This window comes from Leifsonia sp. Leaf336 (genome assembly GCF_001423695.1).
In the GTDB taxonomy this organism is placed as follows: Bacteria; Actinomycetota; Actinomycetes; order Actinomycetales; family Microbacteriaceae; genus Leifsonia.
This window is the reverse complement of record NZ_LMOZ01000001.1, coordinates 1,224,976-1,250,529: the sequence shown is the minus strand read 5'-3', so window position 1 is coordinate 1,250,529 and position 25,554 is coordinate 1,224,976. Positions and strand designations below refer to the sequence as shown.

The 25,554-nt window shown below is 70.9% G+C and carries 26 protein-coding genes; 8 read left to right on the top strand and 18 right to left on the bottom strand.

The annotated features are described in order from the left end of the window. Nucleotides 1-4: 4 nt before the first annotated feature. Genes ASF88_RS06090 through ASF88_RS06065 form a run of 6 tightly spaced genes read right to left on the bottom strand, consistent with a single transcriptional unit; the run spans nucleotide 5 to nucleotide 5,228 of the window. Nucleotides 5-889, bottom strand: coding sequence for a prenyltransferase (locus ASF88_RS06090; RefSeq protein ID WP_055915534.1), 885 nt, complete (start codon nucleotides 887-889; stop codon nucleotides 5-7). After that, nucleotides 886-1,203, bottom strand: a complete 318-nt coding sequence (locus ASF88_RS20310) for a lycopene cyclase domain-containing protein (protein ID WP_055915532.1) — start codon at nucleotides 1,201-1,203, stop codon at nucleotides 886-888. Before ASF88_RS20310 ends, ASF88_RS06090 begins: the two co-directional genes overlap by 4 nt. Beyond that, nucleotides 1,200-1,592, bottom strand: coding sequence for a lycopene cyclase domain-containing protein (locus ASF88_RS06080; protein WP_055915530.1), 393 nt, complete (start codon nucleotides 1,590-1,592; stop codon nucleotides 1,200-1,202). Before ASF88_RS06080 ends, ASF88_RS20310 begins: the two co-directional genes overlap by 4 nt. Beyond that, nucleotides 1,589-3,208 carry a phytoene desaturase family protein gene (gene crtI / locus ASF88_RS06075; RefSeq protein ID WP_055915528.1) on the bottom strand — a complete coding sequence of 540 codons (1,620 nt, stop codon included), beginning with the start codon at nucleotides 3,206-3,208 and terminating at the stop codon, nucleotides 1,589-1,591. Before crtI ends, ASF88_RS06080 begins: the two co-directional genes overlap by 4 nt. A gap of 11 nt (nucleotides 3,209-3,219) precedes the next feature. Further along, a complete protein-coding gene (locus ASF88_RS06070) occupies nucleotides 3,220-4,122 on the bottom strand; it encodes a phytoene/squalene synthase family protein (RefSeq protein WP_055915526.1) in 903 nt (300 codons plus the stop codon). Then, complete coding sequence (locus tag ASF88_RS06065) at nucleotides 4,119-5,228, bottom strand: polyprenyl synthetase family protein (RefSeq protein ID WP_055915524.1); 1,110 nt, start codon at nucleotides 5,226-5,228, stop codon at nucleotides 4,119-4,121. Before ASF88_RS06065 ends, ASF88_RS06070 begins: the two co-directional genes overlap by 4 nt. A 73-nt stretch (nucleotides 5,229-5,301) precedes the next feature. On the opposite strand from ASF88_RS06065, the gene ASF88_RS06060 reads away from it, so the two are divergent. Beyond that, nucleotides 5,302-5,859, top strand: coding sequence for a MarR family transcriptional regulator (locus ASF88_RS06060; protein ID WP_055915522.1), 558 nt, complete (start codon nucleotides 5,302-5,304; stop codon nucleotides 5,857-5,859). Here the strand turns inward: ASF88_RS06060 and ASF88_RS06055 are convergent. Then, nucleotides 5,840-7,426, bottom strand: coding sequence for an SDR family oxidoreductase (locus tag ASF88_RS06055; protein ID WP_082518771.1), 1,587 nt, complete (start codon nucleotides 7,424-7,426; stop codon nucleotides 5,840-5,842). The two genes, ASF88_RS06060 and ASF88_RS06055, sit on opposite strands and share 20 nt — an antisense overlap. Here ASF88_RS06055 and ASF88_RS06050 point away from each other — a divergent pair. Together ASF88_RS06050 and ASF88_RS06045 are read left to right on the top strand one after the other, a co-directional pair. Next, nucleotides 7,425-7,766 carry a DUF7882 family protein gene (locus tag ASF88_RS06050; protein ID WP_055915520.1) on the top strand — a complete coding sequence of 114 codons (342 nt, stop codon included), beginning with the start codon at nucleotides 7,425-7,427 and terminating at the stop codon, nucleotides 7,764-7,766. The genes ASF88_RS06055 and ASF88_RS06050 overlap by 2 nt on opposite strands. An 87-nt stretch (nucleotides 7,767-7,853) precedes the next feature. Further along, the gene (locus tag ASF88_RS06045) at nucleotides 7,854-8,039 is read left to right on the top strand and encodes a hypothetical protein (RefSeq protein WP_055915518.1); all 186 of its coding nucleotides are present in this window, start codon (nucleotides 7,854-7,856) and stop codon (nucleotides 8,037-8,039) included. A 35-nt stretch (nucleotides 8,040-8,074) separates the two neighbouring features. Here the strand turns inward: ASF88_RS06045 and ASF88_RS06040 are convergent, their stop codons facing one another. Beyond that, a complete protein-coding gene (locus ASF88_RS06040; RefSeq protein WP_055916755.1) occupies nucleotides 8,075-8,986 on the bottom strand; it encodes a sigma-70 family RNA polymerase sigma factor in 912 nt (303 codons plus the stop codon). Nucleotides 8,987-9,254: 268 nt separating this feature from the next. On the opposite strand from ASF88_RS06040, the gene ASF88_RS06035 reads away from it, so the two are divergent. Beyond that, the gene (locus ASF88_RS06035; RefSeq protein ID WP_055916752.1) at nucleotides 9,255-10,673 is read left to right on the top strand and encodes an MFS transporter; all 1,419 of its coding nucleotides are present in this window, start codon (nucleotides 9,255-9,257) and stop codon (nucleotides 10,671-10,673) included. Here the strand turns inward: ASF88_RS06035 and ASF88_RS06030 are convergent, their stop codons facing one another. Both ASF88_RS06030 and ku read right to left on the bottom strand, forming a co-directional pair. After that, nucleotides 10,674-11,642: a DNA topoisomerase IB gene (locus tag ASF88_RS06030; protein WP_055915516.1), complete on the bottom strand. Its 969-nt coding sequence runs from the start codon at nucleotides 11,640-11,642 to the stop codon at nucleotides 10,674-10,676. Beyond that, complete coding sequence (gene ku, locus ASF88_RS06025; protein WP_055915513.1) at nucleotides 11,639-12,535, bottom strand: non-homologous end joining protein Ku; 897 nt, start codon at nucleotides 12,533-12,535, stop codon at nucleotides 11,639-11,641. The genes ASF88_RS06030 and ku overlap by 4 nt, the downstream gene beginning before the upstream one ends. A gap of 104 nt (nucleotides 12,536-12,639) precedes the next feature. On the opposite strand from ku, the gene ASF88_RS06020 reads away from it, so the two are divergent. Then, nucleotides 12,640-15,075, top strand: coding sequence for an ATP-dependent DNA ligase (locus tag ASF88_RS06020; RefSeq protein ID WP_055915509.1), 2,436 nt, complete (start codon nucleotides 12,640-12,642; stop codon nucleotides 15,073-15,075). 10 nt (nucleotides 15,076-15,085) lie between these two features. Here the strand turns inward: ASF88_RS06020 and ASF88_RS06015 are convergent, their stop codons facing one another. Further along, complete coding sequence (locus ASF88_RS06015) at nucleotides 15,086-16,648, bottom strand: bifunctional phosphatase PAP2/diacylglycerol kinase family protein (RefSeq protein WP_082518770.1); 1,563 nt, start codon at nucleotides 16,646-16,648, stop codon at nucleotides 15,086-15,088. Between the two features lie 61 nt (nucleotides 16,649-16,709). Between ASF88_RS06015 and ASF88_RS06010 the strand changes: the two genes are divergently transcribed. After that, nucleotides 16,710-17,156, top strand: a complete 447-nt coding sequence (locus ASF88_RS06010; protein WP_055915504.1) for a hypothetical protein — start codon at nucleotides 16,710-16,712, stop codon at nucleotides 17,154-17,156. Nucleotides 17,157-17,200: 44 nt separating this feature from the next. Beyond that, on the top strand, nucleotides 17,201-18,502 hold the full coding sequence (locus ASF88_RS06005; protein ID WP_200935255.1) for an MFS transporter: 1,302 nt from the start codon (nucleotides 17,201-17,203) through the stop codon (nucleotides 18,500-18,502). A gap of 24 nt (nucleotides 18,503-18,526) precedes the next feature. On the opposite strand, the gene ASF88_RS06000 is transcribed toward ASF88_RS06005, so the two are convergent. Both ASF88_RS06000 and ASF88_RS05995 read right to left on the bottom strand, forming a co-directional pair. Further along, nucleotides 18,527-19,213, bottom strand: a complete 687-nt coding sequence (locus tag ASF88_RS06000) for a putative glycolipid-binding domain-containing protein (protein WP_235493298.1) — start codon at nucleotides 19,211-19,213, stop codon at nucleotides 18,527-18,529. A 41-nt stretch (nucleotides 19,214-19,254) separates the two neighbouring features. Next, nucleotides 19,255-20,424 (bottom strand): citrate/2-methylcitrate synthase, encoded by a 1,170-nt coding sequence (locus ASF88_RS05995; RefSeq protein WP_055915500.1) that lies wholly within the window; start codon nucleotides 20,422-20,424, stop codon nucleotides 19,255-19,257. Between the two features lie 51 nt (nucleotides 20,425-20,475). On the opposite strand from ASF88_RS05995, the gene ASF88_RS05990 reads away from it, so the two are divergent. Then, entirely contained in the window at nucleotides 20,476-21,735 is a 1,260-nt protein-coding gene (locus tag ASF88_RS05990; RefSeq protein WP_055915498.1) for a citrate/2-methylcitrate synthase, read from the top strand. 25 nt (nucleotides 21,736-21,760) lie between these two features. Here the strand turns inward: ASF88_RS05990 and ASF88_RS05985 are convergent, their stop codons facing one another. The 5 genes from ASF88_RS05985 to ASF88_RS05965 all read right to left on the bottom strand — a co-directional run bounded on the left by ASF88_RS05985 (nucleotide 21,761) and on the right by ASF88_RS05965 (nucleotide 25,513). After that, nucleotides 21,761-22,420: a methionine ABC transporter permease gene (locus ASF88_RS05985; RefSeq protein ID WP_055915497.1), complete on the bottom strand. Its 660-nt coding sequence runs from the start codon at nucleotides 22,418-22,420 to the stop codon at nucleotides 21,761-21,763. Then, on the bottom strand, nucleotides 22,417-23,442 hold the full coding sequence (locus tag ASF88_RS05980; protein ID WP_055915495.1) for a methionine ABC transporter ATP-binding protein: 1,026 nt from the start codon (nucleotides 23,440-23,442) through the stop codon (nucleotides 22,417-22,419). The genes ASF88_RS05985 and ASF88_RS05980 overlap by 4 nt, the downstream gene beginning before the upstream one ends. Before the next feature lie 4 nt (nucleotides 23,443-23,446). Further along, on the bottom strand, nucleotides 23,447-24,406 hold the full coding sequence (locus ASF88_RS05975) for a MetQ/NlpA family ABC transporter substrate-binding protein (protein WP_055915493.1): 960 nt from the start codon (nucleotides 24,404-24,406) through the stop codon (nucleotides 23,447-23,449). A 187-nt stretch (nucleotides 24,407-24,593) separates the two neighbouring features. Further along, nucleotides 24,594-25,019 carry a VOC family protein gene (locus ASF88_RS05970; RefSeq protein WP_055915492.1) on the bottom strand — a complete coding sequence of 142 codons (426 nt, stop codon included), beginning with the start codon at nucleotides 25,017-25,019 and terminating at the stop codon, nucleotides 24,594-24,596. A gap of 80 nt (nucleotides 25,020-25,099) precedes the next feature. Next, nucleotides 25,100-25,513, bottom strand: a complete 414-nt coding sequence (locus ASF88_RS05965) for a helix-turn-helix transcriptional regulator (RefSeq protein ID WP_055915490.1) — start codon at nucleotides 25,511-25,513, stop codon at nucleotides 25,100-25,102. Nucleotides 25,514-25,554: the final 41 nt, after the last annotated feature.

Genomic DNA, 25,554 nt, shown 5'->3' with positions numbered 1-25,554 from the left:
CCCGTCACGCGCTCCCGAGCGCGAAGCCGATCAGCAGCAGCGTGACGACGAAACCGCACGCGTAGTTGATCCAGAGGAAGCGCCGCCAGCCCCGGTTGGCGGCGCTTCCGCGATCGTCGGGCAGCGACCAGAACGGCGCGGCGGTCAGAAGGTACGGCACCGCGAGGATCGCTGCGAGCGGCCCGGGCCACGGCGTGCCGAGCATCGCAAGGCCCGCGACCGCCCACGCGGCCATCGCGAAGCGTGTGGTGCGGGCGGCGCCGAGCACCGTGGCGATCGACGCGATGCCGGCCTCCCGGTCGGGCACGATGTCCTGCACGGCGCCGAACGCGTGGCTTCCGACGCCCCACAGGAAGAACGCGAGCAGCACCAGCCACAGCCCGGGCGTGAACACGGCTCCGGCGAGCACGAGACCGTAGAGCGCCGGGCTGACGAAGTGGGTGCTGGAGGTGGCCGAGTCGAGGAACGGGACCTCCTTGAACCGCAGACCCTTCAGCGAGTACGCCAGCAGGGCGAACAGGCTCACGGCGAGCACGAGCCACGACAGCGGCGGGCCGACGGCGACGAGGAACACGAGGAAGGGGATGTTCGTAACCGCGGCGGCGACGAGCGTGCTCCGGTGCAGGCGCCGATCGAGCAGCGCGCCCTCCGCCCCGCCCTTGCGCGGGTTGCGCAGGTCGGACTCGTAGTCGAAGACGTCGTTGATGCCGTAGAGCGCGAGGTTGTACGGCACCAGGAAGTAGAGGGTGCCGATCACCAGTACGGCGTCGACGCGTCCGGTGGTGAGCAGATAGGCCGCGGCGAACGGGAACGCCGTGTTGATCCAGCTGAGCGGGCGGGAGGCCAGGAGCAGCTGGCGCAGCAGAGAGGGGGCGACGGTCGTAGTCACGCCGGCCTCCGCCGCAGCAGGACCCAGACGCCGGTGAGGATCAGGAGGCCGCCGACCGGATACGCCAGATCCTCGACCGGGACCAATCCGATCCGGGCGCCCGACACCGTGTGCGGAGCGTAGGTCATCAGGCCGGCGGCGATCATCGCGTTGTCGAACACGATCGTGAGCGCGAGCAGCACCACGCCCGAGACGAGCGCGGGCAGCCACCATCGCCGTACCAGGCGAGCGCGGTCGGACGCCCGGGCCAGCGCGACCGCGATGACAGCGGCCGCCACGGCGAGGAAGACCAGATCGATCAGGAGGTAGGTCATCGTCGCCGCCCCTCGTGGTCGAGGAGTTCCTTCCGCGAGGCCGTCCGGTCGTGCGACGTCCGAGTGCGGTCGCCGGCGACCCGGTCGAGCACGGTGCGGACGCCGAAGAGCAGGATGAGCGTCAGATAGCAGAGGAAGGCCAGGAATAGCGGCTCCTCCAGCGGGAGCTCCGGCGCGATCTCGATGCCGGTCATGAACGGCGAGCGCCCCCGTGCGAACACCCCGGAGACGATCCCGACGGCGTCCCACGCGAGGAAGAACGCCAGCGCGACGATCAGGACCACGGTGGCCCGCCGGGCGTCCCGCCAGAACACCAGGGCGAACCGCCGGTCCAGGAGCACCAGCGCGCCGGACGCGATCAGCAGGCAGGCGAGATAGGCGACGCTCACGGCACACGCTCCGACCGGGCGGCCGGGGCCACGGGCTCGGCCAACCGTTCGGCCGAGACGTCCCCGCGCAAGCGCTTGACGACCAGCTCGGCGCTGATGAGGCACATCGGAAGCCCGATGCCGGGGATGGTGGACGAGCCGGCGTAGAGGAGCCCGTCGACCCGGCGCGAGGCGTTGCCCGGCCGGAAGAACGCGCTCTGCCGGAGGGTGTGCGCCAGCCCGAGCGCGCCGCCCCGCCAGGCGTTGAACTGCTGCGCGAAGTCGTCGGGGCCGACCGTCCGGCGGACGACGATCCGGTCGGCGAGGTCGGGGACGCCCGCCCACGCGGCCACCTGGGCGATCGCCGCGTCGGCCGTGCGCTCGACGAGGCGGTCGCCCGCGCCGTCGACGCCTCCGGCCCCGATCGACACATCGGCGGCGACGGGCACGAGGACGAACAGGTTCTCATCGCCTGCCGGCGCGACGCCGGGGTCGGTCGCGCTCGGCTTGCAGACGTAGAGGGACGCGGGGTCGGGGATGCCGGGCCGCGAGCCGAACACGCGTGCGAAGCCGGCCTCCCAGTCGGTGGTGAAGAACAGGTTGTGATGGGTGAGCTGCGGGAGGCGTCCGCGGACGCCGAGCATCGCCAGCACGGCCCCCGGCCCGGGATCGCGGCGGCGCCAGCGCCGCTCGGGGTGCGTGCGCAGCGCGGGAGGCAGCAGCTGGGTCTCGGTGTGGTGCAGGTCGGCGGCGGAGACGACGAGGTCGGCCTCCGTGACGTGCCGGGTGCCGGCGGCGTCCACCCACTCGACGCCGGAGACTCGCGCGCGACCGCGACCGCGACCGCGACCACGACCACGACCGCTCTGCGTCTCGATGGCGACGGCTCTGGCACCGGTGACGAGCTCCGCGCCCGCGGCCTCGGCGAGCGCCGCGACCCGCGCGACGAGCTCGGCGAAGCCTCCCAGCGGGTACCGGACACCGTCGTCGAGGTCGAGGTGGCTCATCAAGTGGTACATGCTCGGTGCGCGCCCGGGCGACGTGCCGAGGAACACCGCGGGATAGCCCAGCAGCTGACGGAGACGGGTGTCGCCCACGAACCCGGCCGCGTAGCGGTCGAGCGGTTCCACGAGCAGTCGCACGAGCCGGCCGAGACGTCGGAGCACCGCCGGGTCGAGCAGCGGGCGCGGCGACGCATAGGTCGCGTAGAGGAAGCGGTCGACGGCGAGCCGGTAGGTCTCGGACGCGCTCGCCAGGTAGCGGTCGAGGGCGGCCGCACCTCCTGGCTCGACGCTCTCGAAGAGTGCGCGGTTCGCCGCGCCGCTGGCACGGATGTCGAGGGGCGCACGCTCGCCTTCGGCGAAGAGCCGGTAGCCCGGGTCGAGCGTCACCAGGTCGAGCTGCTCGTGGGTGCTCGTGCCGAGCAGCCGGAAGAAGTGGTCGAAGACCTCCGGCATCAGGTACCACGATGGGCCGGTGTCGAAGCGGAACCCGTCGCGCTCCCACGACCCCGCCCGGCCGCCGACCGCGTCCTGCTGTTCCAGCACGGTCACGGCGTGGCCGTCGTGGGCGAGCAGGGCGGCTGTCGCGAGCCCGGAGATGCCGCCGCCGATCACGACGACACGGCGCGGCTCCATGCGGCCCGTCGTCACCGCAGCGCCCCCGCCGTCGCCCGGACCAGGATGGCGAGCTTGGTTCGGGTCGGCACGCTCACGCGGCGGGCGATCAGGTCTGCCGCCGGTGTGACGCGGATGCGGTCGCTCAGCTCGGCGAACAGACCGTGCGCCGCCGCGATCGCGCGGCGACAGTTCTCCGGCAGCTCCGGGATGGCGTCGGCCGCGGCTCCCAGATCGCAGTCGATGTCGACCACGAGGGCGAGCTTCTGCCGCTCGGTCAGCCGGGCCGGATCGATGCCGGGGAAGTAGCTCCTGCCGAGCTCGGTGTAGTCGACTCCGAGATCGCGCAGGAAGTTGATCTTCTGGAACGCTGCTCCCAGCCGCCGCGCGCCGGCCTCCAGCCGCCGTCTGGTGGGTTCCGGCACGGGGGTGTCGTGCAGGAACACCGCGAGGCACATCAGGCCGACGACCTCCGCCGAGCCGTAGATATAGGCGCTGAGCTCGTCGGCGCTGAAGTCGACGGGGTCGAGGTCGCGCCGCATCGAGGCGAAGAACGGCCGGGTCAACTCGGGTCCGATGCCCGCGGCGCGTGCGGTGCGGGCGAAGGCGTGGACGACGACGTTGGCGCTGTACCCGACGCGCATCGCCCGCTCGGTGTCGTCCTCCAGCGCGTCGAGCATCGCCGCGATCTCGTCCGGCGACAGTCCGGCTTCGGCGGCCGCGCCGTCGACGATCTCGTCGGCGACCCGCACCAAGGCGTAGACGTCTTCGACCCCGGGACGGACAGCGGGCGAGAGCAGGCGGGTCGCCATCCCGAACGAGGTCGAGTACTCGTGGATGATCGTCGCCGCGCTGCGATGGGCCGCCTCCCCGTAGACCGTGAGGTCGGTCGGCGGTGTCGACGCGCCCGTGGGCGCCGGCGCGGTGCGGGTCATGACGGCCGCCCGACGCAGCGGAGCGCGAGCCGGGTGAGGGTCGCGGCGAGCTCGGCCGGGATCAGCGGCGACTCGAGCGCCTCGATGGCGGTCGAGACGTGCTCGGCGAGCAGGCGCTCCACGAACGCCCGTGCGCCGCAGAGCTCGAGAGAAGCGACCACCCGGGCCGCGTCGGCCGCGCTCAGGTCGGGGCGTCCGAGCAGCGGCTCGATGGCCGGCCATTCCGTCGTCCCGCGCGCGAAGGCGATGAGGGAGGTCTGCTTGCCCTCGCGGAGGTCGCTGCTCGCGCTCTTGCCCGTCACGGTCTCCTCGCCGAACACTCCGAGAAGGTCGTCGCCCAGCTGGAAGGCCGTTCCGACCAGCCGGCCGTAGTCGGCGAGGAGGTCGAGGACATCCTGGTCCGCTCCGGCGAGCGCCGCTCCGGCCGCGAGCGGCGCGGCTACGGTGTACACGGCGGTCTTCGCCTCGGTCATCGCGAGCACGTCGTCGATCCCGCTGTCGGACAGCCCGGTGGCGAGCCCGACGTCGGCCAGCTCGCCGGCCGCCGTCACGAACACGGCCCGATCGAGGAGGTCGAGGATGAGCGACCGCACGGGCTCGGACGCCGTGAGACGTGCCGCGCGCTGGGTGGCGGCGTGGAGCAGGAGATCACCGGCGAGGATGGCGGCCGACTGTCCCCAGAGCCGGGCGCGAGGCGCGTCGGTGCCTCGGAAGAGCGCGTCCGCGCTGAACTCGCCTGCGACGTTCGGGCGCCCTCGGCGCACGGTGTCACCGTCGATCACGTCGTCGTGGAGCAGGAACGCGGTGTGCAGGAGCTCGAATGCCAGAGCGGTCTGCACGGCGTCGGATCGGGAGCCGGCGCCGTTCATCCCGTGGTAGGAGGTCAGGACCAGCCGCGGACGGAGGCGCTTGCCACCGCGTGCGGATTCGGTGACGCTCTGCCAGAGCCGGCGGTACCCGTCGCCGTGATCGCCGGCCTCCGCCTCGCGCCTGGCGAGGAGCGCCGAGAACTCGTGCTCGACGATGAGCAGATCCGCCCCGATCGCCTGGGCGATCGTCTCGGTCGGGCTGCTGACGTCCGCGATGTCCGGATGGAGCTGGGTCATCCGACCCTCCCTTACCTAGCCAGGTTAGTAAATAACCTAGCACGCATCTTATGCACGGCAATAGGATGAGCGCATGAGTTCGAAGGACGAGGCGCGTCGCATCTCAGGAGCATTGATCGACCCGCGCGTCATCGACCCGCGACAGGAGCTCGTGCGCCACGACGATCTCACCGACGACGAGCTCCAGCAGATCATCGGCGTACTCGCCGCCGTCCGGCACTGGCGGGAGTCCGAGCAGCGCCTCAACCTCGAGTCGCGCACCGCCCTCCAGCTCAACGAGACCGACATGAAGGCGCTGCGGTACATCATCGCCTCGATGAACGCCAACGTCGCGGTGACCGCGGGCGCACTGAGCGAGCACCTCCACGTCTCGACGGCCTCCGTCACGAAGCTGCTCGACCGGCTGGAGCGGGCGGGGCACATCGTGCGGCTCCCCCACCCCACCGACCGCCGGGCGGTCACCGTCGAGATCACGCCCGAGACGCACCGGCAGGTGCGCCGCACCATGGGGTTGCAGCACGCGCGCCGGTTCGAAGTCGCCCGCGCCCTCAGCCCGGAGGACCGGGAGGTCGTCATCCGCTTCCTCGACGACCTCAGCGCCACAACGCTGATCAGCGCCCCTCCGGAGTGACGCCGGCGCCGGTCGCTTCGTCGGCATCGACCGACCGGTTCGTGGCGACCCGCTCGGCCTCCACGACGATCCGGTTGGCCATCCCCTCGAAGACGACGCCGTGGAACGGCAGCACCGCCAGCCAGTAGAGCCGCCCGGGAAGACCGTGCGGGAAGAACACGGCCCGCTGCCAGTAGCGGCTGCCCTCGCCCGCCGGCAGGACACCCAGTTCGAGCCAGGCGCGCCCCGGCACCCGCATCTCGGCGCGGAGCCGCACCGACCTCCCGCGCTCGAGGCGCTCGACGCGCCACCAGTCGAGCGCGTCCCCGGTCTGCAGCAGGTCGGCGTGGCGACGTCCCCGGCGCAGGCCCACGCCGCCCACCAGCTTGTCCGCCCACCCCCGCAGCGCCCAGGCGAGCGGGAAGGAGTACCAGCCGCGCTCTCCCCCGATCCCCTCGATCACGCGCCACACCTCCTCGGGCGCGGCCCGGCTCGTCCGCTCGCGGATGTCCGTGTACACCGTGTGGCCCGACCAGTCCGGATCGCTCGGCAGCGGGTCGCTCGGGGCGCCGGACACGGACGCGTCCTGCCAGCTCGTCTCGATCGCGCCGTCCCGCATCTTCGCCAGCGCGAGGCGGACCGCCGTGCGGTAGCCGGTGAGACCGCCGTCCGGAGGCGGGACCAGCTTGTCGATGTCGCTCTCGTGCCGCACGCAGTCGTACTGCAGCGACTCGATGATCGGAACGGCGAGCGCGCGCGGGATCGGCGTGACGAGGTTGACCCACTGCGAGGCCAGCCACGGGGTGAACACCGGGAGGGAGGCGATCGGCCGCTGCCGCAGGCCGGCCTCCACCGCATAGCCGTTCATCATCTGCCCGTAGCGCAGGATGTCGGGGCCGCCGATGTCGAACGCGCGGGAGACCTCCGGCGGAAGGTCGAGCGCCGCGATCAGGTAGTACAGCACGTCGCGCACGGCGATGGGCTGGATGCGGTTGCGCACCCAGCGGGGCGCGGGCATGTACGGCAGCACGTCGGTGAGCTGCCGGATCATCTCGAACGACGCGGATCCTGAGCCGATGACCACACCGGCCTGGAGGACCACGGTCGGAACCCCCGAGTCGATCAGGATGCGGCCGACCGCGACCCGGGAGCGCAGGTGCCGCGAGAGCGGGCCGTCGGGGTGGAGGGCGCCGAGATAGACGATCCGCCGCACACCCGCGGCGGCCGAGGCGTCGCCCACCGTCTGCGCGGCATGCGCCTCCTCGTCGTCGAAGTCGCCCGTGGCGCGCATCGAGTGCACCAGGTAGTAGACGGCGTCGATGTCGCGCACCGACTCCGCGACCGCGCCCGGGTCGCCGAGATCGCCCTCGACGACCTCCACGTCGTCGCGCCACGGTACGTCGGTCAGCTTGAGCGGGGAACGCACCAGGACGCGCACCCGGTGCCCGCGCTCAAGGAGGCGCGGCACCAGGCGGCCTCCGATGTAGCCGGTGGCCCCGGTCACGAGCACGTGCAGAGCGGTCACGGCCCGAACATACCCCTTCCCCCGATCACGGCATCCACCGACCGTCGGGTACGGTTCTGGCATGGGCAAGCTTGTTTACGGCGGGACGACCGAGATCGGGTTCGAGGATCGGGTCCTGGCGCACCTGCAGATCGTGGTCGGGCTCAAGCTCCGCCGCAAGGAGGGATTCTTCTTCTCGTGGCGCGACGAGCAGGGGGTCGGCGACGGCCGCAGCGCGATCTGGATCGATCCGGCGATCCCGCTGCTGTTCCGGTACAGCGGTGGGCGTCCGCCCAAGATCAACAAACTGTGGCTGGAGCAGCTCACCCTCTCGTCCAACAGCGCCCAGGGCCTGCAACTCACCGAGGAGATCGGTGCCCTCGGCGCGGACGAGGTCAACGCCGACACTCCTCCCGGCCGCTAACCGACAACTCGCTGAGAAAGACTCAGCGCGTCTTGATCGGCGGTGGCGACACTCCTATTGTTTGCGGATCGAGCGAGGGAGGCCACCATGGCTCCGGCAGAAGAAGACCCGGTCGCGGCACCCGCTGCACCGGCGGAGGCACCACCGGTCGACCCTACCGCCGCGCCCGCGGACGCGGAGCCGGGCGTCGACCAGGCCGACCCGGGTGATCGACCGGGAGACATCCCGTTCGACCAGGCGGTCGCAGAACACGAGAACCCCGAGCTCGCCTGAGCCCGGGGTTCCGCGTTTCGTATCCGTCGTCGCGCTTAGCGCAGGTACTCCAGCAGCTCGGGGCTGCGCAGCCGCTTGAGGCTGCGGGTCTCGAGCTGGCGAACCCGTTCGCGGGTGATTCCGTAGACCTCGCCCACCTCGTCCAGCGTCATCGGCTTCTGGCCGTCGAGGCCGAAGCGCATGCGCACCACCTTGGCGTCGCGCGGGGGCAGCTCGCGCAGTCGCTCCTCCAGGTCGCGGTGACGGAATTCGACCTCCACCGACTCCGACGGCCCGGGGGCGTCGCCGTCTTCGATCAGGTCGCCGAGCTCCGCGCCCTCGTTCTCACCGACGGGCACGGCCAGCGACACGGTCTCCGAGTCGCTCATCTGCAGCTTGTGCACCTCGGCAGGGGTCAGGTTGGCGGCCTCCGCCATCTCCTCCAGCGTCGGCGTGCGCCCGAGCTCGCCGCCCAGGTCGCGGCGGATCCGGTCGAGCTTGTCGATCTTCTCCACGGTGTGCACCGGGATGCGGATGAGACGAGCCGTGTCGGCGATGCCGCGGAGGATGGACTGGCGGATCCACCAGGTGGCGTACGTGGAGAACTTGTTGCCGGTGCGGTAGTCGAACTTCTCGACCGCGCGCACGAGCCCGAGGTTGCCCTCCTGGATCAGGTCCATGACCGCGAGGCCACGGCCCGCGTAGCGCTTGGCGATGCTGACGACGAGGCGCAGGTTGGCCTCGATGAAGCGCTCGAACGCGCGCTTGCCATCGTCGGCCAAGTACTGCAGCTCTCGCTTCTCGCGCGGAGTCAATCCGGGGCGGGTGGCCAGCCGATCGCCGGCGAGCACGCCGACCTCGATCCGCTTCGCGAGCGCGACCTCCTCGTCGGCCGTGAGCAGCCGCGTCCTCCCGATCGAATTGAGGTAGTCGCGTACTGGATCATTGGTCACTTCGAGCACTGTCATCGTGTCATCCCATCCCATCGTGCACAGAGTTTTTCTGCCTCGATTCGTGTCCAAGGGTAGACAGAATGAGCATGACCCCAACAAGGGGTTGACAAGGTGTGCGGGGCTCGCTAGGCGTGTCTCTTGCGCTCACGCAACTGGCCGGATGTCAAGGGGATGACGGCGATCGGGCCCTCCTCGTACCGTGACCGACGTGAACGCGCCTGCATCGAACTCCCAGGGAACCACAGCCGGTCTCAAGACCATCCGTACCATGATTCCCGCCCGGCTGGACCGGTTGCCGTGGTCGCATTTCCATTGGCTGGTGGTCGTCGGCCTCGGCACCGTCTGGATCCTCGACGGACTCGAGGTGACGATCGTCGGCGCGATCGCCAGCCGGCTCACGGAGCCGGACTCGGGGCTCGGGCTGACGACCAGCCAAGTGGGCCTGGCCGCGGCGATCTACGTCGCAGGCGCCTGCACAGGAGCACTCGTCTTCGGCTACCTGACCGACCGGTACGGCCGCAAGAAGCTCTTCATCGTCACTCTCGGGCTCTACCTCCTCGCCACCGTCCTGACGGCGTTCTCGGTGACGCCGTGGATGTTCTTCCTGTTCCGGTTCTTCACCGGCGCAGGCATCGGCGGCGAGTACGCCGCGATCAACTCGGCGATCGACGAGCTGATCCCCGCGCGACGTCGAGGCGTCGTGGACCTCGCCATCAACGGGTCCTACTGGCTCGGCACCGCCTTCGGCGCCGTGCTCACGGTCTTCCTGCTGAACACCGCGATCTTCCCGGCCAACGTCGGCTGGCGCATCGCCTTCGGGCTCGGCGCGGTGCTCGGCCTGGTCATCCTCCTGGTGCGCAGGAACGTGCCGGAGTCGCCGCGCTGGATGTTCATCCACGGTCGCGACGAGGCGGCCGAGAAGGAGGTCGCCGAGATCGAGCACGACATCGAGGAACAGCAGGGGTCCGCCCTCGAGACGGTGCCCGACGACAAGGCGATCGAGATCCACCAGCGACGCTCGACCGGATTCGGCGAGATCATCCGGGTGGGCGTGACGATGTACCCCAAGCGCTCCATCCTCGGGCTCTCGCTCTTCATCGGTCAGGCCTTCCTCTACAACGCCGTGTTCTTCACGTTCTCGCTGGTGCTCACCAAGCTGCTGCATGTGCCGACCGACGTCGCGCCGTGGGCGCTGCTGCCGATCGCGATCGGCAACTTCCTCGGCCCGTTCCTCCTCGGCCGGCTGTTCGACTCCGTCGGCCGCCGGTTCATGATCACCCTGTCGTACATCGGCTCGGGAGTGCTGCTGGTCGGCACCGGCCTCCTCTTCGACGCCGGCTTCCTCGACGCGGTCTGGCTGACGGCGTGCTGGATGGTCGTCTTCTTCTTCGCCTCGGCCGGGGCCAGCGCCGCCTACCTCACCGTGAGCGAGATCTTCCCGATGGAGACACGGGCGATGGCGATCGCGTTCTTCTACGCCGTCGGCACCGCGGCCGGCGGGATCGTCGGCCCGATCCTGTTCGGCAACCTGATCGAGGGAGGCATCCACTCGGTGGTGCTCGGCTACTACCTCGGCGCCGGCCTGATGATCGCGGCGGGCCTGGTCGAGCTGTTCCTCGGCGTTGACGCCGAGAACAAGTCGCTGGAGGACATCGCGGCGCCGCTGTCGGCCGGGACGCCGGCGCAGTCAGCTCGAAAGTAGTCAGCTCGAAAGCAGTTCGAGGAGCGCGGACTCCGGCGCGCGGCCGGCGGAGGTGTCGATGACCTCGCCGTTGCGGTAGCGGTCGAAGATGCGTGGATCGATGTAGCTGTTGCGCGCGATCGCCGGAGTGTTGCCCAGCGCCTCCGCCGCTTCGTTCACCGCCGCGGACACCCGCTTCTTGCGCTGGGCGTCGGAACCGGCCGTGCCCAGCGCGGCGAGCGCCTCGGCCGCGACGATCGTGCCGTGCAGGGTGCGGAAGTCCTTCGCCGTGAACTCGCCGCGCGTCTGCCGCCGGATGTACTCGTTGAGCGACGCCGGCCGGATGGTGTGCCAGGTGCCGTCCTTCCATGACAGCAGCCGGGAACGCTGCCCGCGCAGGGCCTGGATCTCGGCGAGCAGCTCGGCGAGGTCGGCGTCGGAGATCGTGCTCGTCCATTTCTGGGCCGACTTGGCCGGGAACGTGAGAGTGATCTCGTCCCCGTCGACCCGCGCATGCCGGCAGAGCAGGGTCGTGAGCCCGCGACTCCCGTTGGCGTGCAGGTACTCCTCGCTCCCGATCCGGACGCTGCCGAGGTCGATGATGCGGAACGCCGCGGCGAGGATGCGGTCGCGGCCGAAGCCCTCCTCGCGGAGGTCCATCGTCACCTTGCGGCGCGCCGACGGCAGCGTCTCGGCCAGCTGGGCCGCCCGCTCGAACTTGACGCGGTCCTGATGCAGCCGCCACGAGTCGTGATAGCGGTACTGCCGACGCCCGGCGGCGTCGGTCCCGACGGCCTGGATGTGCCCCCGCGCGTCCGGCGAGATCCAGACGTCCTTCCATGCGGGCGGGATGACCAGGGACCGGATCCGCTCGAGCTCGCGCTCGTCCACGATCCGGTTCCCGGCCTCGTCTTCGTACACGGGACCCTTGGCCGAGTCGCGCCGGGCGTACCCCGGCCCCGACGGGTCACTTCGCCGCAGGCGCGTCACGCGGGCTTCTTGGCCTTCTTCGCGGGGGCCTTGGCGGCCGCCTCCTTCTTCGTCGATCCCTTGGCCGAGGCCGTGGCGGGAGTCTTCTTCTCCGAGGCCTTGCCTCCCCTGCTGCGCTCGACGCTGCGCTGCAGCGCCTCCATCAGGTCGATGACCTCGCCGCCGCCCGCGGCCTTCTCCTCCTCTTCACCGAAGGTGACGGCCGTGTCGATGGTCTCGCCCTGCTCGAGCTTGGCGTCGATCAGCTTGCGGAGCTCCTCCTGGTACTCGTCGGTGAACTTCTCCGGCTCGAAGTCGCCGGCGAAGCTCTCCATGAGCGCGGCGGACAGCGACAGCTCGCGCTCGGTGATGCGCGGCGACGTCTCCAGGGCCGGGAAGTCGGCCTCCCGGATCTCGTCGTGCCAGAGCATGGTCTGCAGCACGAGCACGTTGCCGCGCACCCGGAGGGCGCCGAGGCGCGTCTTCTGGCGGAGGGCGAAGTTGACGATCGCCGTGCGGTCCTCGTCTTCCAGGGTCTTGCGCAGCAGCGCGTAGGCCTTGAGCGACTTGGAGTCCGGCTCCAGGTAGTAGCTTCGGTCGAACCAGAGCGGGTCGAGCTGGTCGTTGGGCACGAACTCGACGACGTCGATCTCCCTGCTGCGCTCGGCCGGCAGCGACTCCAGGTCCTCCGACGTCAGGATGACGGTGCGCTCGCCGTCGTCGTACGCCTTGGCGATGTGCTCGTACGGGATGGTCTTGCCGTCGATCTCGCAGACGCGCTTGTAGCGGATGCGCCCGCCATCGGCGTCGTGCACCTGGTGCAGCGCCACGTCGTGATCCTCTGTCGCGCTGTAGACCTTCACGGGCACATTGACCAGCCCGAAGGTGATAGCGCCCGTCCAAATCGCCCTCATGGGTCCATCGTGTCCGTCGAACCGCACAAACTCAATGGGGAAAGCCCGCAATGGTCGATCGCTGTCCCTGCCGCGGGACGGCGCGGCAGGCGTACGGTGATCGCATGGTTGCGGAGGACACCGAGACGGTCTCGATCGACGGCCACCGGCTGCGCCTGACCAACCTCGACAAGGTGATGTACCCGGAGACCGGCACCACCAAGGCCGACATCATCGGCTACTACAGCGCGATCGCGGACGTGATGATCCCGCACACGCGCGACCGGATCGCCACGCGCAAGCGCTGGGTTCACGGCGTCGGCACGCCGGAGAAGCCGGGCGACGTGTTCTTCCAGAAGAACCTCGACCCGGCCTCCACGCCAGGCTGGGTGAAGACGCGCACGATCAGGCACAAGACCAGCGAGAACACCTACCCGCTCGTCAACGACCGCGCCACGCTCGTGTGGCTCGCGCAGATCGCCTCCCTGGAGCTGCACGTGCCGCAGTGGCGGGTGGGCCGCGGCGATCAGCGCAAGAATCCCGACCGGCTGGTGCTCGACCTCGACCCCGGCGACGGTGCGACGCTTCTCGAGTGCGCAGAGGTCGCACGGCTCGCGCGGGCGATCCTCGCCGACATGGGCCTCGACCCGCTGCCGGTCACCAGCGGGTCGAAAGGCATCCACCTCTACGCGCCGCTCGACGGCTCGCAGACCAGCGACCAGGTCTCGGCCGTCGCGCACGAGCTGGCACGGGCGCTGGAGGCCGACCATCCCGACCTCGTGGTGAGCGACATGAAGAAGGCGTTGCGGACGGGCAAGGTGCTGGTCGACTGGAGCCAGAACAACGGCGCGAAGACGACGATCGCTCCCTACTCGCTGCGTGGGCGGTTCCGGCCGACGGTCGCGGCGCCGCGCACGTGGCGCGAGCTGGCCTCCAAGGATCTGCGGCATCTCGAGTACACGGAGGTGCTCGACCGGGTGAAGAAGCGCGGGGATCCGCTCGCCGACCTCTCCGCCGGCCGGGCCGCCGCCGAGCAGACGGACCGGCTCACCACGTACCGCTCCAAGCGCGACGCCGACAAGACGCCGGAGCCGGTGCCGTCGGTGAGCCCCGACGCGGCGGACGGTCGCTCCTTCGTCATCCAGGAGCACCACGCCCGGCGACTGCACTGGGACTTCCGGCTGCAGCACGACGGGGTCCTGGTCAGCTGGGCGCTCCCGAAGGGGCCGCCGAACGACCCGAAGCAGAACCACCTGGCGGTGCACGTGGAGGACCACCCGCTGGAGTATGGAACATTCGCCGGCGACATCCCGCACGGGGAGTACGGGGCCGGCCACGTGGACATCTGGGATCACGGCGAGTACGAGCTCGAGAAATGGCGCGACGACGAGGTGATCGCCACCCTGCACGGCCAGAAGGACGGCGGGCTGGGCGGCGTTCCGCGCAAGTTCGCGCTCATCGCCACCGCGCAGGGCGGCGACGAGAAGAACTGGCTCATCCATCTGATGAAGGAGGCGGATTCGCACGAGGGGACGGCGAAGAAGGCTCCGGCGAAGATGACTCCCGAGAAGAAGGGCGCACCCCGCCCGATCGACAGCCCGCCTGTCTCCCCCATGCTCGCGACCCTCGGCTCGCGGAAGGACATCCACGACGAAGCCGAATGGGCGTTCGAGATGAAGTGGGACGGCATCCGCGCGATCGCGGTCGTGCAGGACGGCGGCCTCCGGTTGACGACCCGCAACGGCAACGACGTCACCCGCACCTACCCTGACCTCGCCGGGCTCGTCGAGCTCGCCGACGGGCACGACCTCGTCGTCGACGGTGAGATCGTGACGCTCACCCGGCAGGGCCGGCCGGACTTCGGCCTCCTGCAGACCCGCATGGGCCTGACCCGGCCCGCGGAGGTGGAGGCGGCGGCCAAGCGCGCCCCCGCCCACTACTTCGTGTTCGACATCCTCGAGCTCGACGGCAATGACCTCCGTCGCGAGACCTACGATGACCGGCGCGCCGCTCTGGAGGCCGCCCTCACGCCCCCCAAGGACGACCCGGTGCAGGTGCCGCCCGCGTTCGCGGGCGACGTGGACCACGCCATCGCCTCCTCGAAGGAGCTGGGTCTCGAAGGCGTGATGGCCAAGCAGCGCGACGGCACCTACGCGACCGGCCGGCGCTCCCGCACCTGGATCAAGATCAAGCACCACCTCAACCAGGAGGTCGTCATCGGCGGCTGGACGCCCGGCAACGGGCGAAGGGCCAATGGGATCGGCGCGCTGCTGCTCGGCATCCCCGACGACGGCGAGCTGCGCTACGTGGGCAAGGTGGGCACGGGCTTCACCGACGCGATGCTCGACGACCTCGCGAAGAAACTGTCGGCGCACGAGCGCAAGACCCCTCCACTGACCGGTGTGCCGTCGCTGGACGCCCGCGGCGCGCACTGGGTGCGTCCCGAGTACGTCGGCGAGGTCGAGTTCGCCGAGTGGACGGCCACCGACCGCCTCCGTCAGCCGTCGTGGCGGGGCCTGCGGCCGGACAAGTCCGTCGACGAAGTCGTGCGGGAGTCCTGACGGCGGAGCGTCACGGCTCGCGCGGCGAGTAGACCTCCAGCGCCGCGGGGAGGATCCGCAGCTCGAGTCCCTCGCCCGGCGTCTCCACCGAGGCCTCGCCGTCATGCGCGTAGCCGGGGTCGACGTCGCAAGCGCGCACCGACAAGCCGTCGCCGGTGAACGCGTCGATCGCCGGCGGCCCTTGCAGGAACGGCAACCGGGCGACGAAAGCGTCGGTGCGGCCGCCGAACGCCAGCGCGACCGCTCCGCGGGTCTTCGGCTTCGGGCCCGCGGAGAGGATGCGGACGTCCAGCAGGCCGTCGTCGAGCCTCCGGCGCTCGATCGGCGCCACCGCCACCGGGTAGTAGCGGTCGATGCCGACGAACACCGACCAGATCGACCGGGTGCGGCCGTCGATCTCCACCTCGATCGGACTGGTGGAACGCACGACGCGGATGGCGGCGATCACCGCCGCCGCGGGCTTGCCCCACCGGCCCTCGTACTTCTCGCGCTCGGCGACGAAGGCCGGGTAGAGGCCGACGGAGGCCGTGTTGAGCACCGTCCGGGTCACGGCATCCCCGCCGCCGGCCGGGAAGCGCAGTTCGGCGACGTCGACGCGACGACCGGAGCCCGCCTCGAAGGCGTCGAGAGCCGTCTCGATCGACTCGAGCGCCGCCGCCTTGGCGAAGTGGTTGAACGTTCCGCCCGGCAGCACCAGCAGCGGCAGCCCGGCCAGCCTGGCCTCGTGCGCCATCGCGGAGACCGTGCCGTCTCCGCCCGAGATCCCGAGCACGCGCGGAGGCTCGGCCGAGTCGAGCTGCTCCTGCACGAGCGCGGCGATGTCGTCGCCCTCCTGGAGCTCGTGCACCCGGGCCTCCGGGAACCGCTCCGCGAGCAACGGCCGCGGATCCGGCCTCCCGAGCCCCGCGCCGGAGCTCGGATTCACGACGATGAACGCGCCGGCGCCCCGAGGGAGCACCGGGAGATCGATCGTCTCGGCGGTCGGCGCGGGCGCCGCCGACCGCCGAGCGGATCGCAGCAGTCGCGTGGCTGTCTTGAGAAGCAGCGCGGCGCCTGCGCCGATCGCCGCGCCTCCTGCGACGTCCGAGAACCAGTGCGCGCCGGTGTGGAGGCGCGAGTAGCCGACCCCCGCCGCGAGCGGAGCCAGCGCGGCGCCGGCCGACGGCGACTCCAGTGCGACACCGGCGGCGAACGCCACGGCGCTCGCGGTGTGCCCGGACGGGAACGACGGCGAGGTCGGCGACCGGTCGAGCCGGCGGGAGACGGGGATCGAGGTGAGCGCGGGCCGGTCGCCTCCGACCAGGGTCTTGCCCACGACGTTGGCCACCAGGCTGGCGAGGCCGAGGGACGCGACGCCGCGCAGGGCCGCCTTGGGCTTGCCGAGCGCCACGAGCACGGCCGCGACCGCGAACCACAGCTTGCCGTGGTCGGCGGCGCCGCTGAGGAGCCGCCAGAACCCGTCGGCACGCGGGCCGGTCGTGCGGTGGTTGATGCGGCGCGCGACCGCTTCGTCGGCACGGACCACCGTGCCGGGCAGGGCGAACAGGGACCGGCGGCGACGGGACGCAGACATGCCTTCACCGTACCCGCCCCGTGTGCGGCGCCCGCTGCCGTCGGGCGGTAGGATCTTCGACGTGAGCACGCACACGATCGCCGACCCCCACCACACCGCCTCCGACGATGTCGTCGTCGACGACGAGCACGGCGGTCTCGTCCGCAGCCTGAGCGCGACGCTCCCGCCGATGGTGGGCAACGCGATCGCGACCCTCATCGTGCTGATCAGCCTGGTCATCGGCGTCATCAGCCTCGTCTACACGTGGACCGGCAACGCCGACGAGTTCCTCCCGCTGTTCCAGGTGTCGGTCGCCGCCACGGTCGTGTCGCTCAACGCGCTCTACGCCCGCCGCACCTTCAGCTACGTCATCACCCTGATCGGCGCCATCCTCTGGCTCTGGGTCTCCGTCACGCCGTTCGTGCCGTTCTGGCAGGTCGTGCTGCAGGCGGTCACCGTGACCATCATGGCCTTCGGCGTCGTCTTCTCGCTGGCGGCCGTCTCGCTCAGCAAGAAGCCCCGGTTCTGAGCACCGAGCAGGCCCCGGGCACGAAGGAGCCCGACGATACACGGCTGTCGCATACGCGGCACTTCGTCGACCTCAGCCCGCTGAGGGAGTCGCCGGCATTCGCCCGGCTCTGGGCCGGAGGCGCCATCTCGGGCATCGGCGGCCAGATGACGGTCGTGGCCGTCGGCCTCCACATCTACGACCTCACCCACTCGACCCTCGCGGTCTCGCTGGTCGCGCTCTTCGCGCTCGTCCCGATGATCGTGTTCGGACTCTACGGCGGCGTGCTCGCGGACGCCTTCGACCGGCGCACCGTCGCGCTCGTCACCGCGATCGTTGCCTGGGCCTCCACCGCCGGCATCGCGGTCTTCGCCTGGATGCACATCCAGGTCGTCTGGCCGCTGTACCTGCTCACGACGATCAACGCGGTGGCGACGGTCATGATCGGCGCCACCCGGCAGGCGATCACGCCGCGCCTCCTGCCACCCCGATTGCTTCCGGCGGCGAGCGCGCTCGGCGGTATCAGCATGGGCGTCATGGTCACCGTCGGTCCCGCGATGGCGGGCCTCCTCGTCGCGAGCGTCGGCATCCCGTGGACGTACACCGTCGACGTCATCCTGTTCACAGCGGCGTTCCTCGGCATCTTCACCCTGCCGTCGATCGTGCCGGAGGGCGAGCGGCAGAGCGCCGGATTCTCGTCGGTGCTGCAGGGGCTGCGCTTCCTGAAGTCCGCACCCAACCTCTCCATGACGTTCGTGCTCGACCTCATCGCGATGACGTTCGGCCAGCCCCGCGCCCTGTTCCCCGCGGTCGGCGCGCTGCTGATCGGCGGAGGCCCGGTCACCGTCGGCATCCTGACCGCCGCCGGCGCGGTCGGCACCCTGGTCTCGAGCGTGTTCTCCGGCCGCCTCGGGCACGTGCGCTGGCAGGGCCGTGCGGTCGAGCGGGCGATCCTGGTCTACGGCGCATCCATCCTCGGCTTCGGTATCGTGCTCGCCGTGGTCGCGTTCAGCGGCACGGCAGGAGGCGGCGCCTCGTTCGCCGAGGCGAACCTCCCTGCGCTGATCGCGGCGACGGTGCTGCTCGCGGCGTCCGGTGCGGCGGACAACGTCAGCTCGATCTTCCGGATGACCATCCTCCAGGCCTCCGCGCCCGACGTCATGCGCGGGCGGCTGCAGGGCGTGTTCACCGTCGTCGTGACGGGAGGCCCGCGCCTCGGCGACCTCTACATCGGCGTGCTCGCACTCACCGGCGCGCTGTGGTTCCCGCCGCTGCTCGGCGGCCTCCTGATCGTGGTGCTCGTCGCCACGGTCGTGCGCGTCCAGCGCGGCTTCCGCCAGTACGACGCGCTCGCGCCCACGCCCTGAACCCGGGCACTCCGGGCTCTGCGCTCAGCGGGTGCGGATGCGGCGGGCCAGGCGCGGGTAGTCGATGACGAGTCCGTCCTCGTCGACGCCCAGGTCAGCCGTGAAGCCGCTGCCGACGCTGCGATAGCGCACGATCGCGCGCCCGGCCTCCGGGTCGAACGGGTGTGCCGCGCTGTATGCCTGCCGGCTGGCGACGACCTCCAGCGAGGGCAGGTCCACCCACGCCATCGTCAGTTCGGTCTCCTCCAGACCCTGCAGTGCGCCCAGCCGCAGGATCGGCATCGTGTTGGTCACCGGGCACAGCGCCAGGTCGCAGTCCAGGGCACCACCGAGGCCCGACGGATCCGCGATCCCCGGAGCAGCCATGGGCTCCTCGTGGTAGCGGTCGTCGCCGTGCGTGTACGACTCCGACTCCCACCGGCCGTGCCCGTCGCGGGTGAGGACCAGCCAGCGCGTGAAGCCGCGCCCGTCGACGGCGACCGACAGCCGGGAGGTCACCCAGTCCGGCCCGGTCTCCAATGCCCAGCTCGTGACGTAGTCCGTCGTGCGGGAGGTGCCGAGCGCATCCAATCGGTCGGGCGCGAAGGTGACGACCGCCGCCTCCAAGCGCTCCGGATCCTCGTCGCCGACCCACTCCACGTGCCGCACCGCTCCGCGCATCGTGCTCGCCTCCGCCCGCTCCGCATCGGGGACTCTCCGCCCGTTCAGCACGATACGCTCCACTCCGCGGGCGGCGACAGCGGTTCCGCTGCTCAGGCCGCAGCCGTGGTCACCGGCAACGGCATCGGGGCGGCGGGTCCGTCGTACCGCGACGACGGGCGGAGGATCTTGCCGTCGGCCGCCTGCTCCAGGATGTGCGCCGTCCAGCCGACGACACGCGCGACCGCGAACGTCGGCGTGAACAGCGAGCGCGGGATCCCGCACAGCTCCATCACGACACCGGCGTAGAACTCGACGTTGGTGTGCAGCTCGCGCCCGGGCTTGAGCTCGGCGAGCAACTGCTGCACGCGCTCCTCCACCCGCACCGCGAACGCCACCCGGTCGCCGCCGAACCCCTCCGCCACGTCGCGCAGCAGCCGTGAGCGCGGATCCTCCGTGCGGTACACGGCGTGACCGAAGCCCATCACGCGGCCACCGCCGCGGACGGTCGCCGTGATCCACTCGTCGATGCGGTCGGGGGTGCCGATCGCGTCGAGCGTGTCGAGCGCGCGGCTCGGCGCTCCCCCGTGCAGCGGGCCCGCGAGCGCCCCGAGCGCGCCGTCGACGGCCGCCGCGACATCGGCGCCGGTCGACGCGATGACGCGCGCCGTGAACGTGGAGGCGTTGAAGCCGTGGTCGATGGCCGCGGTCAGGTAGGCGCTCAACGCGTGCTCGTGGGCGGCGTCCGGCACGCGGCCCGTGACCAGTCGGAGGTAGTCGGCCACGTGTCCGAGGTCGTCGCGCGGCTCGGGAGGCGTGCCGCCGGTCTCGTAGGCGTGGAGGGACGCCAGGAGCACCGGGGTGACGGCGGCGACGCGGATCGCGTCCCGGACGCGCCCCTCGGGGTCCTCGTCGTACACCGGCCGCATCCGGTCGTGCGCGGCGACGGCGGCGAGCGCCATCCGCAGGCCGGCGAGGGCGTCGCCATCCGCCGTCAGCCGGGCGATCGACGGCAGCAGCTCGGCGACCTCGGCGGGGACTCGTCGCGCGCCCGCGATGCGCTCCCGGAACGCCGCCAGCTCGCCGGGAGACGGGAGTTCGCCGAACAGCAGCAGGTACCAGGCGTCCTCGAAGCTGCGCTCCCGCGCGAGATCGATCGCGGAGTACTGGCGGTAGTGGTAGAACCCCTCCTGCCCGCGCACGTCGCCCAGGGCGGTGTGCGCGGCGACGACGTTGGTCAGTCCGCGGGGGACGTCGATGAGGGTGTCGTTCATGCGGTCCATGCCAGTAGTGTGGACGTGGATTGTACGAACGTCAACGTTGATCGGATCAATATGGCTGCCTCTGCCAGCGCACCGGACTTCTCGAACGGCTCGAGCCTCCCCCGGCTCAGCGCGGAGCAGACCGCCGAGCGTCTCGGAGTCAAAGTGGAGACGCTGTACGCCTATGTGGCGCGCGGGCTCCTCGGCCGCGCCCGCACCGCGACGGGGTCGTCGTTCGACCCGTTGGAGGTCGAGGCGTTCGCCGCCGCCCGCCGACGCAAGGCGCCGGCCTCCCCCGCGCGATCGGAGGGACGTCCGCTCATGGTCATCGACACCGACTTCGCGCTCATCGACGACGGCGAGCTCTACTACCGGGGTCGACCGGCCGCCGACCTGGCCGGCGAGCCGTTCGAGGTGGTGGCGCGCTGGGCGCTCACCGGCCGCTGGGAGCCGTCGGCGCACTTCGCCGCCGGCCCCGGGCTGGACGCCGCCCGACGTGTGGCGGAGGCCCTCCCGCCGGGCGCCGGCGACCGCGACCGTCAGCTCGTGGCGGTGACGGCGCTGGCCGCCGCCGACCCGCTGCGCACCTCCCTCGACCCGGAGGCCGTGGCGGGGGCGGCCGAACGGCTCATCGCGGGCATGGTCGAGGTGCTGCCGGTGCTCTCGCCTCCGGTGGCGCCGAGTCTGGCGGCGGAGCTCTGGTCGCGCCTGTCGCCTCGGCCCCCGACGGTTCCGTTGCTGCGCACGCTCGATGCGGCGCTCGTGCTTCTTCTCGACCACGACCTCGCCGTGTCGACGCTCGCCGCACGAGCCGCGGCGTCCGCGCGGGCGACGCCGTACGCCGTCGTCGTCGCGGGCCTCGGCGCCCTCGACTCGCCGCTGCACGGCAACGCGAGCCGCGCCGCCCAGCGGATGCTCGCGCGCGTCGCCGCGGGCGAGGAGCCTGCCCGCGTCGTCGCCGACGCCGTGGTGGACGGGCGTGGCCCCGTGCCCGGGTTCGGCCAGCCGCTCTACCCCGCCGGCGACCCGCGCGCGCGGATCCTGTTGGGCATGCTCGCCGACGACCCCGAAGGAGCGATCGTGGTGGAGGCCGTGGAGTCGCTGGCCGCGCTCCTCCACGACCGCACGGGCACCGCCCCGAACTCGGACCTCGCCCTCGCCGCGCTCTCTCTCGCCGGCGGGATGGCCGACGACGCAGGCGAGGTGATCTTCGCCACCGCTCGCACAGCCGGGTGGATCGTGCACGCTCTCGCGGAGTACCGCGAGCGCCCGCTCCGCCTCCGGCCCGTCGGCCGCTACACGCCCTCCCCGCCAGCCCCGCCCGCCGGGTAGCCGCCGCGTAGCCGCCGGTGCGGGCTCAGCGGCGGAGCGCTTTGCGGGCCAGAGCGTTGCCGAGGAACTGCGCGAGCTGCACCAGCACGACGATGGTGAGGACGGCGACCCAGGTCACGACCCAGTTGTAGCGCTGGTAGCCGTACGAGATCGCGAAGTCGCCGAGGCCCCCGCCGCCCAGACTGCCGGCGACGGCCGAGAGGTCCACGATCGCGACGAACACGAAGGTGTAGCCGAGGATCAGCGGCCCGAGCGCCTCCGGGATCAACAGCGTCGAGATGATCCGCCACGGGCTCGACCCCATCGCCCGCGCGGCCTCGATCACTCCGGGGTCGATCGTCACCAGGTTCTGCTCGACGATCCGTGAGATCGCGAACGTCGCCGCGATCGTCATCGGGAAGATCGCCGCCGGAGTGCCGAGGAACGTCCCGAGCACCGCCTGTGTCAGCGGGGCGACCGCCGTCATGAAGATGATGAACGGGATCGGCCGGATGAAGTTGACCAGCACGTTCAGCACCGCCGACAGGGCGCGGTTCTGCAGCAGTCCGCCCGGTCGCGTCGTGTACAGCAGCACGCCGAGCGCCAGCCCGAGCACGCCGCCGAGCACGAGCGTCGCGACGACCATCCACAACGTCTGGCCGATGGAGGTCAGATACACCGGCCACAGGGTCGACCAGTCGGTCATGCCGCCACCTCCTCGACCTCGGTGACCGTGCGGAGGTCGGCGATCAGCGCGTCCACGGCGTCCGGCTCGCCGAGCAGCTCGAGGGTGAGGCTGCCGAACGACTTGCCCTGCAGCGCGGAGATGCCGCCGTAGACGATCTCGAAGCGCACGCCGTGGCGGCCGACGGCGTCGGAGAGCACAGCGCCGAGTCGGCCGTCGTCGTGGATGCGGGCCGAGACGATCCGGCCGGAGTGCTTGCCGCGCAGGCGCTCGACGTCGGCCTCCCCCGGCTGGTTGCGCAGAACCGTGCCGACGAAGCGCTGCGAGGTGGGCGTCTGCGGGTTCGAGAACACCTCGAAGACGCTCCCGGTCTCGATCACCCGGCCTGCATCGAGGACCGCGACGCGGTCGGCGATCGAACGCACGACCTCCATCTCGTGCGTGATGACGACGATGGTGACGCCGAGCTCGTCGTTGACCCGCTTCAGCAGGGCCAGCACGTCGGAGGTGGTCTCCGGGTCGAGGGCGCTGGTGGCTTCGTCGGCGAGGAGGATGGCGGGGTTCGTCGCGAGAGCCCGGGCGATCCCCACGCGCTGCTTCTGGCCTCCCGAGAGCTGGTCGGGGTACGCCCACGCCTTCTCCGTCAGCCCGACGAACGCGAGGAGCTCGGCGACGCGCTGCTTGCGCCTGTCGGCCGGCCAGCCCGCGACCTTGAGCGGATAGGCGATGTTCGCGAAGACCGTGCGCGACCGGAACAGGTTGAACTGCTGGAAGATCATTCCGATGCCTGCGCGCACGCCGCGCAGCTCGCGCTCGCGCAGCGTGGTCAGGTCGCGGCCGTCCACGATCACCGAGCCGGAGGTCGGGTGCTCGAGCGCGTTGATGAGCCGCAGCAGCGTGCTCTTGCCCGCGCCCGAGTAGCCGATGATGCCGAAGATCTCGCCGCGTTCGATCGTCAGGTCGATGTTCTCGACAGCGGCGACCGCGGCGTCACCCGAGCGGAAGCTCTTGGTGACGCCGCGGAACTCGATGAGGGAGCTCACGTTCCTACTTCGCCGCCTCGATCGTCTTCTCGAGCGAGTGCAGGATCCCGATGAGGTCGGCCTGGGGCTTCTGGACGATCACGGCGGTGTTCTTCGAGTCCGCCAGCACCGCGTCCTGCACGGCCTTGGTGTGGTACAGCTCGGCGACCTTCAGGTAGGTCGTGTTGGCCTTGTCCTTGTCGCGGGCGACGAAGGCGTTGATGTACGGCTCGGCCGTCGCGCTCTTCGGGTCGTCCTGGAAGAGGGCGGACTTGGGGTCGAGGCCGGCCGTGAGCGCGAAGTTGTTGTTCACGATCGCGGCGGCCGCCGAGTCCAGCGCGGGCGCGGTCTGCGCGGCGTCGACCGGGATGACGGAGACCTTCGACTCGGAGGCGACGATGTCGGCCGGGGTCGCGAGCGTGTTCCCGCCGTCCTTCAGCTTCAGGAGGCCGGCCTTCTGGAGGACGAGCAGCGCGCGCGCCTGGTTGGTCGGGTCGTTGGGGATCGCGATCTGCGAGCCCTGCGGGATGGCGCCGACCGAGGTGTACTTCTTCGAGTACAGCGGCAGCGGAACGACCAGCGTCGAGGCGATCGGGACCAGGTTCTGCTTGGACTGCACGTTGTAGTTCGCGAGGAACTGCAGGTGCTGGAACAGGTTGAGGTCGAGCTGTCCGTCGGCGAGCGCCGGATTGGCCTGCGTGTAGTCGCGGAAGCCGACGACCTGGATGTCGATGCCCTCCTCGGCCGCCTTCTTCTTCAGGATCGGCCAGTACGGCGCGGCCTGCTCTGTCGTCCCGATCCGGACCGTGACGGTCTTTCCGGCCGCGCCGGCAGACCCCGCGTTGCCGGCGTTCACGGCCGCGAACACGACACCGATGACGGCCACGATCGCGACGATCGCGATGCCGACGATCCACGGCGTCTTGGAGCGCTTCGGGTTCTCGGGAAGGGCGGGAACGGTCCCGGGCGGGGTGGCGTCGGACATGGCTGTGCCTCTCTTGTGAAGGGGTGGGATGTGCCGGCGGACGGTTGGCGGCACATCGAGCCTCCCAAGAGCGCACGTGACGGTCAAAACCCGTTCCGAAATGTGACGGGGACTTCGCGCGGATCGGGTTTCCCTCCGGGGACGAACTCCAGCTGCTCAGCCCACCCGTCGACCCCGGAACAGAGCGTTACGCGTTCTGCGGCTGCGCCGTCGACTGCAGGATGCGCACCATGTTGCCCGACGGGTCACGGAAGGCGCAGTCGCGCGGACCCCAGGGCTGGTCCTTGGGCTCCTGCAGGACCTCCGCGCCGCTCGCGCGGACGCGCTCGAAGACCGCGTCGAGGTCGTCCTCGGTGCGGAACACGACGTTGGTGAGCACGCCCTTCGCGACGAGCTCCTGGATGGCGTCGCCGTCCGACTGCGAACGGCCGGCGTACGGGTCGGACAGCACGATCTCGGTGCCCTCCCGCCCGGCGACACCGAGGGTGATCCAGTGGTGGCCGCCCGACGCGACGTCGTTGAGCACGTCGAGGCCCAGCGCGTCACGATAGAACGCGAGGGACTCCTCGGGGTCGGTGACGGTGATGTGCGAGTACTGAAGCGAAATGGTCATGCGACCACTCTAGGAACCGCGTCCCCGCGGCGCTTCTCCATTCCTGCTCGGTGTCGGCCTGTTCGATCTCGGGGCGCCGCTCAGCCCGCGATCGGCCTCGATCGCACCGGCCGGGTGCGCTGCTTGGCGATGCAGTTCGGCATCGCCATCACCGCCGGGTGCTCGCGCGTGCGGTAGCTCGTCGGAGACTCGCCCACGATCTCGGCGAACTTGGAGCTGAACGACCCGAGGGAGGTACAGCCGACGGCCATGCACGCCTCGGTGACGGTCATCCCCTCGCGCAGCAACGACATGGCCCGCTCGATGCGCCGGGTCATCAGGTAGCTGTAGGGCGTCTCGCCGTATACCGCGCGGAACCGCCGGGAGAAATGCGAGGGCGACATGAACGCGGAGGCCGCCATCGTCGGCACGTCGAGCGGCTCGGCGTACTGGCGATCGATCAGATCGCGCGCTCGTCGCAGGATGACGAGCTCCTCCAGTTCTTCCGGTGACACGCCTCCACGGTAACGCGCGGCCAGGCCGCTCACCAGTCGCC

Bases quoted from the DNA above. Each gene is read 5' to 3' on its own strand.
- ASF88_RS06070 (WP_055915526.1), bottom strand. From the start codon at position 4,122: ATGACCCGCACCGCGCCGGCGCCCACGGGCGCGTCGACACCGCCGACC.
- ASF88_RS06015 (WP_082518770.1), bottom strand. From the start codon at position 16,648: ATGTCTGCGTCCCGTCGCCGCCGGTCCCTGTTCGCCCTGCCCGGCACG.
- ASF88_RS06055 (WP_082518771.1), bottom strand. From the start codon at position 7,426: ATGCCAGAACCGTACCCGACGGTCGGTGGATGCCGTGATCGGGGGAAG.
- ASF88_RS06020 (WP_055915509.1), top strand. From the start codon at position 12,640: ATGGTTGCGGAGGACACCGAGACGGTCTCGATCGACGGCCACCGGCTG.
- ASF88_RS05970 (WP_055915492.1), bottom strand. From the start codon at position 25,019: ATGACCATTTCGCTTCAGTACTCGCACATCACCGTCACCGACCCCGAG.
- ASF88_RS05975 (WP_055915493.1), bottom strand. From the start codon at position 24,406: ATGTCCGACGCCACCCCGCCCGGGACCGTTCCCGCCCTTCCCGAGAAC.
- ASF88_RS20310 (WP_055915532.1), bottom strand. From the start codon at position 1,203: ATGACCTACCTCCTGATCGATCTGGTCTTCCTCGCCGTGGCGGCCGCT.
- ASF88_RS06050 (WP_055915520.1), top strand. From the start codon at position 7,425: ATGGGCAAGCTTGTTTACGGCGGGACGACCGAGATCGGGTTCGAGGAT.
- ASF88_RS06060 (WP_055915522.1), top strand. From the start codon at position 5,302: ATGAGTTCGAAGGACGAGGCGCGTCGCATCTCAGGAGCATTGATCGAC.
- crtI (WP_055915528.1), bottom strand. From the start codon at position 3,208: ATGGAGCCGCGCCGTGTCGTCGTGATCGGCGGCGGCATCTCCGGGCTC.
- ASF88_RS06040 (WP_055916755.1), bottom strand. From the start codon at position 8,986: ATGACAGTGCTCGAAGTGACCAATGATCCAGTACGCGACTACCTCAAT.
- ASF88_RS05985 (WP_055915497.1), bottom strand. From the start codon at position 22,420: ATGACCGACTGGTCGACCCTGTGGCCGGTGTATCTGACCTCCATCGGC.
- ASF88_RS06045 (WP_055915518.1), top strand. From the start codon at position 7,854: ATGGCTCCGGCAGAAGAAGACCCGGTCGCGGCACCCGCTGCACCGGCG.
- ASF88_RS05990 (WP_055915498.1), top strand. From the start codon at position 20,476: ATGGCTGCCTCTGCCAGCGCACCGGACTTCTCGAACGGCTCGAGCCTC.
- ku (WP_055915513.1), bottom strand. From the start codon at position 12,535: ATGAGGGCGATTTGGACGGGCGCTATCACCTTCGGGCTGGTCAATGTG.
- ASF88_RS06065 (WP_055915524.1), bottom strand. From the start codon at position 5,228: ATGACCCAGCTCCATCCGGACATCGCGGACGTCAGCAGCCCGACCGAG.
- ASF88_RS05995 (WP_055915500.1), bottom strand. From the start codon at position 20,424: ATGGACCGCATGAACGACACCCTCATCGACGTCCCCCGCGGACTGACC.